General features: G+C 42.9%; 11 protein-coding genes. All 11 read left to right on the top strand.

The genetic code is table 11. The features are described 5' to 3' along the window. Positions 1 to 189: hypothetical protein (locus BACCOPRO_RS18230; protein ID WP_218958668.1), on the top strand; the 189-nt coding region annotated here is incomplete at its 5' end. 80 nt (positions 190 to 269) lie between these two features. Then, complete coding sequence (locus BACCOPRO_RS00080) at positions 270 to 476, top strand: helix-turn-helix transcriptional regulator (protein WP_008139705.1); 207 nt, start codon at positions 270 to 272, stop codon at positions 474 to 476. Positions 477 to 483: 7 nt separating this feature from the next. Further along, positions 484 to 954: a BrxE family protein gene (locus BACCOPRO_RS00075; protein ID WP_008139702.1), complete on the top strand. Its 471-nt coding sequence runs from the start codon at positions 484 to 486 to the stop codon at positions 952 to 954. Next, the gene (locus BACCOPRO_RS00070; protein WP_008139701.1) at positions 954 to 1,718 is read left to right on the top strand and encodes a BrxA family protein; all 765 of its coding nucleotides are present in this window, start codon (positions 954 to 956) and stop codon (positions 1,716 to 1,718) included. Before BACCOPRO_RS00075 ends, BACCOPRO_RS00070 begins: the two co-directional genes overlap by 1 nt. Further along, complete coding sequence (locus BACCOPRO_RS00065) at positions 1,705 to 2,265, top strand: DUF1788 domain-containing protein (protein WP_008139699.1); 561 nt, start codon at positions 1,705 to 1,707, stop codon at positions 2,263 to 2,265. The genes BACCOPRO_RS00070 and BACCOPRO_RS00065 overlap by 14 nt, the downstream gene beginning before the upstream one ends. A gap of 3 nt (positions 2,266 to 2,268) precedes the next feature. Further along, a complete protein-coding gene (brxC, locus tag BACCOPRO_RS17725) occupies positions 2,269 to 5,916 on the top strand; it encodes a BREX system P-loop protein BrxC (protein WP_008139697.1) in 3,648 nt (1,215 codons plus the stop codon). 14 nt (positions 5,917 to 5,930) lie between these two features. Beyond that, entirely contained in the window at positions 5,931 to 7,190 is a 1,260-nt protein-coding gene (locus tag BACCOPRO_RS18380) for a BREX-1 system adenine-specific DNA-methyltransferase PglX (protein ID WP_246497777.1), read from the top strand. Between the two features lie 20 nt (positions 7,191 to 7,210). Next, positions 7,211 to 9,850 carry an Eco57I restriction-modification methylase domain-containing protein gene (locus BACCOPRO_RS00055; protein WP_258460140.1) on the top strand — a complete coding sequence of 880 codons (2,640 nt, stop codon included), beginning with the start codon at positions 7,211 to 7,213 and terminating at the stop codon, positions 9,848 to 9,850. Between the two features lie 14 nt (positions 9,851 to 9,864). Then, positions 9,865 to 12,345 carry a PglZ domain-containing protein gene (locus tag BACCOPRO_RS00050; protein WP_008139693.1) on the top strand — a complete coding sequence of 827 codons (2,481 nt, stop codon included), beginning with the start codon at positions 9,865 to 9,867 and terminating at the stop codon, positions 12,343 to 12,345. A 3-nt stretch (positions 12,346 to 12,348) separates the two neighbouring features. Next, on the top strand, positions 12,349 to 14,499 hold the full coding sequence (gene brxL / locus BACCOPRO_RS00045) for a BREX system Lon protease-like protein BrxL (RefSeq protein ID WP_008139692.1): 2,151 nt from the start codon (positions 12,349 to 12,351) through the stop codon (positions 14,497 to 14,499). Between the two features lie 2 nt (positions 14,500 to 14,501). Then, positions 14,502 to 14,800: P-loop NTPase fold protein (locus tag BACCOPRO_RS00040; RefSeq protein WP_008139691.1), on the top strand; the 299-nt coding region annotated here is incomplete at its 3' end.

The raw sequence follows: 14,800 nt of genomic DNA, 5'->3' as shown, positions 1-14,800 counted from the left end.
TTGCAGACACGGAGCAAACCGGATGGCACATCTTTCCCAAAAGGTCGTCACTTCCGGCATCGCATGCAATACGATAAGTCGGAAGTGGAGGCCAACATCTGTGAGCCAACTGCCTATAACATTCGATGGTTCTACTTCTGCAAGCGTCAGCCTGCGTTCGGTAGAGCCATCGGACAAATAATCATTTGAAGACAAAAAAATCATACAAATATTGTATATTGTCATTCTAATGTCTTATCTTTGCGTATTACTACAATCAATTTATCAATATGGCAGAATTAAATAGGTTAAAAGTGGTTCTCGTTGAGAAAAAGAAAACAGCCAAATGGTTAGCAGATAAAATGGGTAAAGACCCCGCTACGATAAGCAAATGGTGTACTAATACATCACAGCCATCAATAGAAACTTTGGCAGAGGTAGCTAAATTGTTAGAAGCCGACATTCGAGAATTGCTAATACCTACCAATAAAGAATAAGAGCAATATGAAAAATTCGGATATAGTCAATCTGCTTAAGTTACGTTTTGCTGTTTATAAAGCAGGATGTGACAAGGGGCTCTGGCCATGCTTGGAAGATAATGCAGCGAAGGAATACATGAATTACCTTTTTCCTAAGTCTTCCCAATTGGCCTTTTATAATTTGATGATTAATATCGTCCAAAAGACCCATGAGAATTTTATACCTAAAGATATGTATAGCCTTTTCAAATGTCCGATACAAATAGAAGAGGAAATTTATGGTTATCTCAAACATCATTTGGACGAAGACATAAACTTAGGCATGGAACCACTTGATTTCATCAGTTCCATGGCTACAGTGGCATGCGATCCTTGTTTTGAAGCTATAAATATTGGAAAGCTGTCAGATGATATAGACAATTCTCTAAGAGTGATGGCTTATCATTACACAAATTTATTCACCAACAGCTATTGCTGTTATCCATACTTCAATTGATGAGGAATCCTAAATACACAACTCAGTTAACTCATGGCACCGGCATGATTAATGAAACATTGTCTCTGCTCTCTATTTACCAGGAAGGCATGAGCAAGGATGCGCTCATTAAATGTGTGAAAGAAAATGATTGCCTGTCATGCAAAACGGAAAACAGACTGGTTCATATTATTTATGATGTCTTTTTCCAGAGATTTATGAAAGTAAATCCCAATGTGCCTCTTTGGCTTAAACTTATTCGTGAACGCGGATTGTCATTGAAGCATTTTACTCAACTTCTCATGGTTTATTGTGCCCGCGAAAACGCCGTATTTTTCGATGCCGTCACACAAATCTTGAATTCATGCAAAAATGAAAATCAGCATATAGTTGAAAGGGATGCCTTCACAAAATATGTTGAAAATCTGGTCAAAGAAGGTAAAGCACAATGGAGCGAGTCCGTACAAAAACGTAACGCCTCTTATGTCCGTTCATGTTTTATTGATTATGAAATGATTAATCGTAAAAGCGAAATCCTACCTTACGAGGTGAACGACTTTACGATTCTTTATTTTATGCATGAACAGCATTTTGCAGGTCTTTCTGATATGGCTATTTGGGAAATGGAAGAATGGCATCTCTTTAACCTGACTCGTCATCAAGTATTGGATAGAATCATGAGCCTTAGTCTCAAAGGTGCCTATATGGCTCAGACATCTGGTGAATTGCTCACTATTTCATGGAATTACAAATCAATGGAGGAGTTTATCAATGCAACTTTATGAACAAAAATTTGAGGAAGCACTTGCTTATTTAAGTCGTCCTGATATACTTAATCCAACAGGCGACCGCCCCATCTGCTATGTGAACTATGATGTAGAGGATGCTATGGAAGTATATCGTATGATTCCCCTCCATCTGATTCCCAAAGCCAAATTCCATGGCTTTGCGGATGTAAAAGTGCTTTCTATTGGCAAAATGCTGCAAGACTATATTCACAATCATGAATATTATGATGAAGTGTGGGTTGATGAAGAAAATGAATTTGACCTTTATGAGAGTATTCGTCAAGAAATACAAGACAATTCGGTGATTGCCCGTGCCATTCTTGCTGTTCAACAAGAGATGATGACCACAGCTCACCCTTTGCTCATCCTCAAAGATCTTGAGCTTCTTCATCCCTATGATAAGATAGGTCGCATCGAACAGTTGATATATAACAAGATTGACCTGCCTATCTTAATCCTATATCCCGGCAACGCCCAGGGCATTGCCAGAACATTTTTAAATATTTACCCTATGGACGGTAGCTATCGTTCAAAAAACTTCTAAGAAATGAATACCATAAAAGACCTTTTTGATTCGTCCAAGGACATCAATCGCCGGATTGAGAGTGTTGTCACTTTTGCAGATAATAGCGAAGAGAATCTGAAAAACGAAATTAACGAATATGTTGTCACCGATAAGTTGCACGATAACTATGAAAAGGTTATTGAAGAATTGGAGTCAGCATTCCGTGATTCTTCCAACGAAGTGGGCGTTTGGGTATCTGGATTCTATGGTTCAGGTAAGAGCTCATTTGCCAAATATTTGGGCTACTCCTTCCAACAGTCATTAAAGGTGGATGGTATCAGCTTTGGTGAGAAACTGATGAATCGAATTCAGGATAATGCACTAAAGACTCTGCATCGTGCGGTTATCCAAAAGTATGATCCACTGGTTATTATGATTGACCTTACCACCGAAGCTACAGCTGGTATTACATCGACCGTGAGCGATATTATGTATTACGAAACGTTGAAGCTCATTGGCATCAAAGCTACCGACCCTAAACTAATGGATTTTATTTCCATTCTTCAAGAAGAGGGTAAATATGATCAGTTCTGCGAATTGGTCAAAGCAGAGGGGAAAGACTGGGAGGTTATTCAGTCAAAGAAGTTGATAGCCAATAAATATGCTGCCAAATTTGCACCAGTCATATTGCCTGAATATTTCTCCTCTTCCGAAGAGTATAACGCGATCAAAGTGGAATCTGTTGAGAATGAAACCGATCGCTTCAAGCGACTCTGTTCTCTGGTCAAACAAAAATACGGCAAAGAACGCATTATCTATGTCCTCGACGAAATTGGTCAATACGTAGGAGGCAGTGAAGATCTGATTCGTAGTATGCAGGGAACCATGCAAATCCTAAAATCTCAATTTAAAGGAAATGTTTGGCTCATCGGTACTGCTCAACAAACCTTGACAGAAGATAATCCTCAAGCACAAGTTAACTCAGATAAACTCTTTAAGCTTAATGACCGTTTCCCCATCAAGGTGGATATAGAGGCTGATGATATCAAGGAAATCATCACAAAACGACTGTTGGGAAAGTCACCACAAGGAAAAGAAGTGTTGACCGATATTTTCAATCGCAATGAAGCGTCCATTAAGTTAGAAACGCGATTAACCAATATGGAGCGTTCGCTGTATATGAAGCCATTGACCAGCGAATTGTTTGCCAACCTCTATCCGTTTCTGCCCGTTCATATCGATATCTTGCTGGCTTTGCTTCAAAAGTTGGCAAGCCGAAGTGGCGGTTCCGGTCTTCGTTCTGTTATCCGGTTGATCCGAGATTTGTTGGTAGATGGTCATTTGGCAGAATGCGCTTTAGGCAAGATGGCTACACCGGATTTATTCTATGATGCGCTTCATCCGTATATGGAGAAGAATCAAGACTTCCGCGAAATTGTCATTTCGGCTAAAAAAGCCATCGAACTCTACAGTAGCAACCCATTGGCTGTGAAAGTATGCAAGACGATTGCCATTATGCAATTGTTGGACGATTTCTGTCTGTCGTTCGACAACATCTGTTCCTTGCTATTCCAACAGATTGGCCATCCATTGAACAAGCCCGAACTCCGTGCGTTGCTGGATGAAATCAAAGATACAGCCGGCGTTACACTCCAGGAAATTGATGGACGTTTCCGTTTCATGACCAATGCTATCCTTAGCGTACAAGATGAACGTTCCAGAATAAATGCAACTGACTCCGAAAAATTCAAAGTCATGAAAGAGCTGGTGCATGATATACTATCCCCGGCTCCATCTGTCAGCATTTATGGCTCAAAGACGATTAGTGCAACGGTTGAATTATGTCGTGGAAGACAGAATCCTGTGTTGATTCCGGGCGGTGACATCAAACTGAATGTTCGCTTTGTGGATGCCAGCGACTTTGAGAAAGTGCATAACGCACTCCTCACTGAAAGTACAAAGGTGGAGAATAAGCAGACCCTGTTTTGGGTATGTACCTTGCCTCAGGATATAGAACTCTTGCTGATTGATGTGGTAAGGGACGAAACCATTTGCAACAATCACCGGCATGACACGAATAAGGAAATCCAGGACTATCTGCGTGCCCAACAAGCGGATGCCGACAAGAACCGACAGGAAATCACACGCATTTTGCGTCAATCACAAAACAACAGCGAAACCATCTGCAAGGGTTCGCCTACGTCGGTAAATGGTGAAACTTACAAGACGCAAGCCTTGAAGAGTTTTGCCGAACAGGTCTATAACAAATATCCTTTGGCTTCCCGTAGTATGTCAACTTCGGTTGTAAGTGACTTGTTGGCTTATGACGATGCTACCAAGCTGCCTGACTCGCTCAATCCGTTTGGCATTGTTGGCGATAATGGTGTGATAGAAACCGGTCATGCCGCGTTTGCTGAAATAAAGGATTATATTGCCTCAAACAATGATGCTAACGGTGGACAACTATCCGACCACTTCAGCCGTGCTCAGTATGGCTGGAGCAAAGATACTATCCGTTATTTGGTAGCATTGATGTTAAAGGCAGGCATTATCGTGGTAAGAAGTGGTGCTCAGTCCTTTAAAATGTTTACCAAGAATGCGGCTGAAGCCATGAAGAATAACACATCGTTCAGCCACCTTGGGTTGTCTCTTAATACGGATGCTCACTTAAAGCCTGCAGAAATGATGACGGCCATGACTACTCTGAAGGAATTGTACAACCCGCAAGGGTTGACACCCATTCCGGCCAGCATCGCCAAAATCTCTCTGAAGCTTGCCACGCAACGTCGTACGAAAGTGGAGCAATTGAAGGATACATTTGAAAACCTGAAAATGGCTGGAACATCTACTGTCAGTCAAGCGGTGAATTATTTGGTTAAGATTATCGAATCAGAAGGTGCCGAAGCACCTTATCTCTTTGCCAAAGACAAAGCTTGTGCTGATGCATTAAGGTTTGTCAACCAGGTGTTTAAAGCTGAGGAACAAGGGAAGGTTATCACTTCTATCAAGAAAATACAGAAACGACTGAATGATGCCCAACGCTTGCCGCAACTCCCCACTCTGGAAATATTGAAGAATCAATTGGGAGAAGATGAACAGGCCTTCAATGATATGATGCTCGATCCAATCTGTTTTAATCACACTGCAGAATATGCGGATTTGGCTTCACGCATTGACAATGAAATTGAGCAGGCTTGCATGCACTTCTATACGGAGGCTACTCTCTTCATCAATCAGAAGAACAACGAAATTCGTGGTTCGGAAGATTTCTCTTCATTGAAAGAGGAACAGAAACAAAGCATCGAAGTCTTGATGAGTAGAATTGCGATTCAGGAGGGTAAAACACTCGAACTTTTGCAGGAAATGTGCAACCAATTTACCGCTTTCTACGCTCCTTTAGGGCTATTCGATAGTCTTGAGCGAAAAGTGAAGGATTTTGTAACAGCCAACAAACCGGCCGTTACAACGCCTGCTGAGGACGATGATACCAATCGCCCTAATGAAAGCAGTAACGAAACTAATGCCGAGAGTGCTTCAGGAGCTAACGAACCTATACCTACAGTCGTTCGTCGTCAGATTAAGCGTCGCCTCACTCAGCGACAGGATGTTGAGTCGCTTATTAATGAGTTGACTCGTCTATTGCCTCAAATGGATGAGGGCGTATCTATCGACCTCTCTTTTATTGACTAACAAAACTACCGGTTATGATTTCTACATCAGGACGTAAAATATTAATGCAGTTTGTGAGCGACGTCAAGACGTTGCTCACAAACAACATCATATCTTCTCTGCAGCAACATTATGGTATTTGGGCTGACGGCCGGGTTATTCCTGTCAGCCAACTGACTACCAGCAATGCAGATATTATTTATCGTGCCCGCATGCTTCGGGGGCGCTTGCAATACATCAAAAACAGCCTTCCTGCAGATAGTACAGATATTGACAAAAAAGCAGTGCAACAGCTTACAGCGGAACAGGCTTTCACCATATTGAATCGCTTTTGTGCAGTACGCATGTGTGAAGAACGTGAATTGATTATGCCTTCTATCGGCGATGGGTACGATTCTGCCGGCTTTGTCAGTTATGATATGGTAACCGGACAAGGCAGCGTGGGCTCCCGTTACGAACGCTACTGCTGGTATATCCAGTCACTCTACGATGAATTGTCTATAGAACTTCCATCGGTTTTCGACCGCTATTCTCCTTATGGATTGATGTGGCCGGATGAAACGACATTGACCAAACTTTTTGACTTAATCAATAATGAGAACCTTACGGCTTTCTATGATGACCAGACGGGCGAAACGGTAGATTTTTGGAGGGAAGACGAAACTTTGGGCTGGATTTTCCAGTACTATAATTCATTGGAAGAACGTCGCAAGATGCGTGATGAGAGCAATCGTCCGCGCAACAGTCGCGAAATGGCGGTGCGCAACCAGTTCTTCACACCTGATTATGTCGTGCGCTTTCTTACCGACAATTCCTTGGGCCGCATCTGGTATGAAATGACTGGCGGCCAGACTGCGATTACGGATTTATGTCAGTATATGATTCACCGGCCTGACGAGGTGCTGGCACCACGCCCCCTGAAGGAACCGACCGAACTGTCCATGCTTGATCCCGCTTGTGGCTCTATGCACTTTGGGTTGTACACCTTCGATGTGATGGAAGCCATCTACATGGATGCCTGGGACAATCAACCCGAATTGCTGTCGCAATATCGTTACACGGAAACCCGGGAATCTTTTGCCCGTCTGGTTCCCAAACTGATATTGGAAAACAACATTTATGGTGCGGAGATAGATCCTCGTGCGCTGCAAATTGCCGCACTTTCGCTGTGGCTCCGTGCTCAACAGTCTTGGAGTAATTTGGGCGTCCCCCGCGAGGAACGTCCGGTAATTGAACGTTCTCACCTGGTGTTGGCTGAGCCGATGCCGGGCAATAAGCGTATGCTCAATTGTTGACCGAACAATTGGACAAACCCATGCAACGCTTACTGGTAAAGATATGGGATAAGATGAAGTATGCCGGCGAGGCGGGTATGCTCATCAAGATGGAGCAGGAAATAGAGGCCGAAATTGAAGATTTACGCAAGAATTGGAGCAAAATCAATGTGGTTCAGACAGCCAGTTTGTTTGATTCTGATACAAAGAAAGATGAAATCTATGCTGAAGGATTAAAAATAGTGGCAATGAACAAGCAGGAAGCAAAAGAGAATTTCTTTGCTACGGTTGTGGAGAAGCTACAAGAGGCATTGTACACGGTTTCCTCTCGTTTGTCGGAAGAAGAAGGCTACGAAAACACCCTGTTTGCCAATGATGCGGTACGCGGGTTTGCTTTCATTGAATTGTGCCAGAAACGATACGATGTTATTCTGATGAATCCGCCTTTTGGTGAAGGTTCGGAAAGCACGATTGGCTATTTAGATTCTCATTATTCCTGTTGGTGCAAAAATCTTGTTTGCGCTTTCTTCGATCGCATGCAGGAATTATTGGTTAATGACGGACTAGTTGGGGCTATCTTTGACCGTACTGTGCTCATCAAATCCTCTTACGAACCTTTCCGAAAGAAGAATATTTGCGGTTATATTTCAGCTTGTGCAGATACGGGGTGGAATGTTTTAGACGCTAGTGTAGAAACTTCAACACTGGTATTATCTAAAACTCCTTCTGAAAGTAGAGAAGGGGTATTCTTCGATGTGCTTGATGATGAGCCTGCATGTAAAGCTGAAATAATCAAGCAATCAATTGAGACATTAATCTACGGAAAAAATAACCGCAATACATTCATTCGTAATTCAGCTGAATTTGCGACACTCCCTAATTCCATAAATGGATATTATTTTGATAATAAAATACTTGAAGCGTTTGAAAGGGAATCTATAGAAAATAGAGGATTCTATGCAATGCAGGGAATTGGTTTTGTTTCCTCAAGCCATTTTCGGATTTTCTATGAGTTAAGAAATCAAGTAAACTATAAGCACATGTACAATGGCAGCTCCTATAGTTTATTTTACACAACTTATTGCGACATGACCAATTGGGAAAATGATGGAGTTTATGTAAAAGCTCATAAATCTTACAGAAGTTCCAATCTAAGCAGCCAATTTATCCCTGGTGTATGTTATGGAGAACGAGGAGATATTCTAGACATGCATTTCCTTAAATCAAACATGTTTTTTACAAAGGAAGGATTATCAATTGTAAATTTAAAATGGAATGAAGCGCTGGTTTTAAATTCAATGTTTAATTCAATATATGGACAGTATTTCTTAAATTTATATTCAGGTCAACATAAATGGACAGGTTATACCAATCTCCTCCCCATGCCCGACTATGCCACCCGCCAATCTGACATCGAACGCATCATCACCGAAATCATTGACATCAAACGCTGGTGGTTCAGTTTAGATGAAACCAACCTGGAATATCATGGTCTGATTGCACAAGTGATGCACGGTCACCATTTGGCAGAAAGTTTGGATCAACTGCAAGAAAAGCTTACTGCCGATTACAGCCGCTACCAAAAATTAGTGAAGGAGAACGATGATTTATGGATGGACTTGGCAGAGATTGAAGCAGACAGTGACTTTAGAGCCACGCTCAATGCCTATAAGAGTCGCCGTCCTTATGAAGAACTACTCTCCATTGATGGTGCCGGCAATGGAAACGTGATCAACAAACAAGTGATGGCACAAGAAATCGTCATGGAGTTGGTTGGCATGGCTTTCGGCAGATGGAATATCCGCTATGCAACCCAGCCCGAAACCATTCCTCCCTTTGGCGATGTATTCGACGCTTTACCCTTTATGCCTGTAGTATCACTCCAGTCTGAAGAAGCACAGCTATATCCGCTTACATTACCCACTGACGGCATACTGATGGGAGACGACAGCCACCCCGACAGTCTGGTGAAGCGCGTACAGGAAGTGATGCACAGCCTCTGGAAAAATGATGCAGACGAAATGGAAAGCGAACTCTGCCAGCTGATAGGTGTGGACAGTTTGCAGACCTATCTGGAATCGCCCAATGGTTTCTTCGATTACCATTTTAAGCGCTATACCAAGAGCCGCAGAAAAGCACCCATCTATTGGCCGGTTTCTTCACCCGAAGGAGAAATTACCCTTTGGGTGTATTATCCGCAACTGAGCAGTCAAACACTGCCTCACCTGCTCTTGTTGTTGAGCAAAGAACACACCGCTGCACAAAGTGATTTGACTGCAGCCCAACTGGCAAACGACAAGAAACGTGAGGCTGCCTTGCTCAACCTGATGGGCGATATACGCACGTTGGAGGCAGAACTCCAACAATTGAATGACCTGCCCTATAAACCCAATCATGACGATGGTGTCCCGGTAACAGCCGCTCCGTTGCGCAATGTATTCCGCCACAACGCATGGAAAAAGGAATGCCTGAACAATTGGGAGGATTTACAAAAAGGTGAATACGACTGGAGCCACTTGGCTTATGCCCTCTATCCGGCACGCATCCGAGAAAAAGCGAAAAAGGACTGGTGCATGGCCTTGACCCATGGTCTTGAGGAATTGTGCGAAAACAAGCCCAAGGAAAAGAAACCAAGAAAAAAACGCAGCGAAGAACCAACGATGCAATTGTTTGACGAATAAACACTTCTGTCTATATGGATATACAAGGACATATCATAGATGTTTGGATTGGTAAAACCAGTAAGGAACATCCCATTATCACCATTTATGACCCCGAGGGCAAATACTATTCACTTTTGCCTTTGGTGGCAGAACGAGGTGTACAGGTAATCGACACCACCCAAGAGTTGATTCATCATAGAGAAATGGCTTGCGACTATTGGATGAACGAACTGGTTCAAAACGAAGATGCACGCCTGCTCATCTATCGAAAATCAGCTGTACCCAAGGAAAAAGAACGGGTATATGACCCTTATATCGGAATGACTCAAATTGGTGCCCGCTTTCCCATCGGCCCCAATGACTCCTATATCAACCTGTGCAAGCACTTTCTACATGGAAAGACAGAGGCCATTGATGAACTATTCAAGAATGGCACAGCCAGCTTTGCGAATATCAACGCCTTGCAAGAGGGTGTGAATTATCCGGAGCTGGAGACACTTACCGGCGGTAAGAGCATGGTGGAGATTACCTTGAATCTTCTGGCTTTGACCGAGATCGGCAGCACTGCATGGATGAGTGAGTGGAAAAGCTTCGGTGAAAATCATTTGCCTGGACTGGATACCAACGGTACCACGTTGAAGGAGGTCAAGCAAAAGCTATGGCAATATTTGCTCTTCAGCGAATTTGTGCACGACCTGCCCGCTGCATTGCCTGCTGAACTCAACACGGTGGCTAAATGCCCGAAAGAGAACATGGAGAGCATCAACAACCTCTGCCAAAGCATCCGCAACCGTACCGATTTGCGTGACGACTATGTAGAACAGGCTCAGGCTATCACCAGCCGTTTACACTTGGACAGTTTGTTTGCCGAAGCAATTGATTTAGGTAAAATAGTAACATTCGCCTTTGAAAACAAAGTGGAGTTCAATATCTATTTAGACCATCTGTACAAAGGTGAATATGCGGAAGCTACGTTATTGGTAAACAAAAACAAAAAGAGCGTTTGGTATCAGGCCGATGCCGGAGTGGCATTATTCTGGAACTTAACCGACCAATGTGAACGGATGATGCAGTGCATTCGCCAGCCTTTGGGCGATTTGTATAGTTTGAAGGATTTGGTCTTGTGGTACAGTGAAGAAGGCTATAAAGTAGATTATGCTTTCCGCCGTTTTCAAGCCATTCTGACCGGTTCGGATTTTGATACACCCCAGATAAATGAATTAGCGCAGTTTACTTATCGTAACTATCGAAGCTTTACCGAACAGATACAGAGTCGTTATCAGAAGCTCATCCATGAAGAAGGCTATCCAATAGCTGGTATCAATCGGAATATACAAGCTTGGAATAAGGAGATTGCACCACTGCTGACTGCCCGCAAACGAGTAGCCATCATCTTTGCCGATGCTTTCCGCTTTGAGATGGGTAAGGAGTTGGCTCAAAGTCTTGAAAATAGTTATACTGTCAGCTTACAGCCCTCAGCCGCTTACGTTCCTACTGTTACTCGATTCGGTATGGCAGCTTTGCTCCCGGAAGCAGAATCAAAGTTGGAGTTGGCAGTGGAAGATGGCAAGCTGCAGCCTTATCTTGAAGGGAAAAAAGTGGAGTTACCGACAGATAGAATCAATTATATTGAAAGTAAAGTGCCTGCGCATGTAAAGCTGATGGATGTAAGGTCCGAGGACTTCCTCTCAGCTAACATCGCCCCGGATGTGAATTTACTCATCATTCGTAGCCAATCAATCGATGCTGCCGGAGAGAATCTAACCAGTGTAGGCTATGCTGAGATGGAAAGTGAAATGCGGCTGTTTACCAAGTGTATCCGTGCCTGTAAAAATTTAGGTTTCGATCAGGTCGTTATTCTGGCCGACCATGGGTATATGATACAGCCCAAATATCAAGCCGGAGACAATATGAGCAAGCCGGTGGGCACCAGTGTCATGAACGAACGCCGCAGTCAAGCTGGCGATTTGAATGGAAACGAAAATTCATGGCTCTTTACTTCGGAGCATATCGGTGTGCGTAGTCCAATCTATCGTTTTGCATTTGCCAAGCAATATGGCATCTATGAAAAGAATAAGATCTATTTCCATGAAGGTTTGTCGTTGCAGGAAAACATCGTTCCCATCCTGACTGTTCAATTGACTGAAGAACGCACGAAAGAAGCTTTCCGTCTGGAACTGACTTACAAAGGAAAGAACAGTGGCATTATACGCGTTAACCGTCCGCTCATCGAATTAAACTTTAGCGGTGTGGAATCACTCTTCCGCCCTGAACTTTGTATTGTCAAGATGGTCGTGACAGATGCCACCGGAAAAGAAGCGGGTCGTGTGGTTGAATCGGCATTCTATAACGAGACGACAGACTTGATTGCAATTCCAAGTGAATGCGACAAGTGTAAGCAACCCATAGAAATTAATGAAGGCGTTGAAGGTGATATCATTGTGATGGCTCTCGACCCTGATACCAATGTGACATTAGCCTCTATTCAATTGCAAACTGAATTTGATTTTTAAAGAATGGACAGACTAGATATAAAACTCAACGAATACTTCCCCGGAAAGGTAGTACGTAAGGATTTACTGCATGAAATCAAACAGACAGTAAATGTACCTTCATTCGTACTCGAATTTCTCTTGTCGCGCTATTGTGCTTCAGACGACCCGGATGAAATTGAGGAAGGGAAAAAGGCCGTGCTGCAAATCATCGAAAAGAACTATGTCAAACCCGATGAAAGCAACAAGGCTCAGGCTATTGTGGAACAAAAGAAGCGCCACAAATTTATTGACAAGATCCATGTGAAATATGTGGAACGAGAAAAGCGTTATTGGGCCGAAATGGAAAATTTCGGTTCCAAACGTATCGCCATCAATCCGCAGTTTTATCAGAAAAACGAGAAGCTGCTTGAAAGTGGCATCTGGGCAGAAGTTACATTGGCTTACAATGAAGTGCAAGAGGATGACTATGCCTTCTATGTAGAAGATTTACGTCCTATACAAATCGCACGTTTTGATGAACAAAAACTGTTTGAAGGCCGTAAAGGATTCACTACGGATGAGTGGATTGACGTTTTAATACGCAGCATCGGTATCAATCCGGATTGGTTGGCAGAACGTAGCCGCTCATTAAAGGGAGACAAAGATGGCAAACGACTGAAATTCCATATCTTGTCGAGATTCATCCCATTGGTACAAAACAATTATAACAGCATAGAACTGGGAGGTAGAAGTACCGGTAAATCGTACTTCTACTCGGAGTTCTCTCCCTATTCCACCTTGCTGTCCGGTGGTCAAGCCAGTACTGCGACTTTGCTGTACAACAATCAGCGCAAGCAAGTTGGTGCTGTGGGATTTTGGGATAATGTGGCTTTTGACGAAGTAGCCAATATGAAGATTAAAGATGCCGATACCATCCAAATCATGAAAGACTATATGGCAAATGGACGCTTCAGCCGAGGACAGGAAGTGACCGGGCAGGCAAGTTTTGCTTTTGTCGGCAACTTTGACCTGAACATACCTACTATAGTCAACAGCTATGATCATGACTTGTTGGCCACTTTGCCCAAGGCATTCGACTTTGCTGTCATCGACCGGTTCTACAATTATATACCAGGCTGGGAAATACCCAAGATTGACGATTCTGCCTACAATAACAACTATGGAATGATTTCTGACTACCTGTCGGAAGTCATGCACTACCTCTTTGACCACAACAGTGACTATCTGCCCATATTGAATAAATACCTCAAAGTAGGTGACAATGTAGAAGGTCGTGATAGTCGTGCGCTTCAAAAGACTGTATTGGGCTTCTTAAAACTCATTTACCCCATAGGTGAACCTACTCCAGAGGAGTTTGATGAGATTGTAGCGTATGCCCTGGAAGGTCGTCGACGCGTGAAAGAGCAATTGAATAAGCGTAAGCCAGATGAAGAATACGCACGCATCAACATGTCGTATATCAACAAAGATGGAGAAAAAGTTGTGGTATGGTGTCCGGAAAGTAAAGATTCAATAGCCACACAGGATCCTAGAAAGACCGGGGATGTGGAAATCGCTACTGAGCAACAGCCGGCAGCCTCTCTACCTCGTAAAGCTAAGGGCAAAGAAAAAGAAGCGGTAAGCCAGAACGAATGTTTGCAAGATTCTTCACCAGTACAAGCAACAGCTACACCTGATGAAATCATAGACAATGGTCCTAAACCCAAATCGCTTGCCATTCGGTATGGAGATACAGGCTACAGCTACGATAAGCTATTTGCTGATTATCTGGAAGGGGCAAAGGTTATCGAACTGCAAGAGCCCTACCTGTCACATGGATATCAAATGCAGAATCTAACTCGCTTTATTGAATCTATTGTAAAAATAGGTGATTGCAAGAAGATTATACTTACCACCAAAATGGGTGAATCCATTGATGAAACACAAAAGATTCAAGATGGGCTTGAACAGCTCAAAGCGGCTTTGCAAGATGCTGGGATAGATTTTGAATTCACATTCTCAGATTTAATTCATGCAAGGTACATCATAACCAACAACGGATGGAATATCTCCCTTGACCGCGGCTTGCATATCTATCAAAACATTGGCCGCAACTTTTATCTTATGGGCTATTATGATTTGGATTTACGCCCTTGCTTGGAAACGAAAATTGTATATACTAAAGTTGAATAAGTATGTGGTCAGATAATGAAACAACGCAAGATTTACTTGGTTACCAAGTTCATGCAGATTTGCTTAAAAAGATAATCTTGAGTGACAGCATGTTACCAATATCAATCGGAGTTTTTGGTAATTGGGGATCTGGAAAAAGTAGTCTAATGCTCCTGCTTCAACAAGCGTTGAAAGAATGGGAGCAATCTCAACAAGGCGAGAATCACAACATGATTCTTCAAGTATATTTCAATAGCTGGCAGTTTGAAAGTTATGACACTACAAAACTGACAATGATTGAAAGCATATTAGAAGCTCTTGA

Source organism: Phocaeicola coprophilus DSM 18228 = JCM 13818 (assembly GCF_000157915.1).
Taxonomy (GTDB): domain Bacteria; phylum Bacteroidota; class Bacteroidia; order Bacteroidales; family Bacteroidaceae; genus Phocaeicola; species Phocaeicola coprophilus.
The sequence above is the reverse complement of the archived record's forward strand: the minus strand, read 5'-3'. Positions and strand labels throughout refer to the sequence as shown.

What these genes read in the sequence shown, in the direction of transcription:
- BACCOPRO_RS00080 (WP_008139705.1), top strand. Translation starts at nt 270, where the DNA reads ATGGCAGAATTAAATAGGTTAAAAGTGGTTCTCGTTGAGAAAAAGAAA.
- BACCOPRO_RS00075 (WP_008139702.1), top strand. Translation starts at nt 484, where the DNA reads ATGAAAAATTCGGATATAGTCAATCTGCTTAAGTTACGTTTTGCTGTT.
- BACCOPRO_RS00070 (WP_008139701.1), top strand. Translation starts at nt 954, where the DNA reads ATGAGGAATCCTAAATACACAACTCAGTTAACTCATGGCACCGGCATG.
- BACCOPRO_RS00065 (WP_008139699.1), top strand. Translation starts at nt 1,705, where the DNA reads ATGCAACTTTATGAACAAAAATTTGAGGAAGCACTTGCTTATTTAAGT.
- brxC (WP_008139697.1), top strand. Translation starts at nt 2,269, where the DNA reads ATGAATACCATAAAAGACCTTTTTGATTCGTCCAAGGACATCAATCGC.
- BACCOPRO_RS18380 (WP_246497777.1), top strand. Translation starts at nt 5,931, where the DNA reads ATGATTTCTACATCAGGACGTAAAATATTAATGCAGTTTGTGAGCGAC.
- BACCOPRO_RS00055 (WP_258460140.1), top strand. Translation starts at nt 7,211, where the DNA reads ATGCAACGCTTACTGGTAAAGATATGGGATAAGATGAAGTATGCCGGC.
- BACCOPRO_RS00050 (WP_008139693.1), top strand. Translation starts at nt 9,865, where the DNA reads ATGGATATACAAGGACATATCATAGATGTTTGGATTGGTAAAACCAGT.
- brxL (WP_008139692.1), top strand. Translation starts at nt 12,349, where the DNA reads ATGGACAGACTAGATATAAAACTCAACGAATACTTCCCCGGAAAGGTA.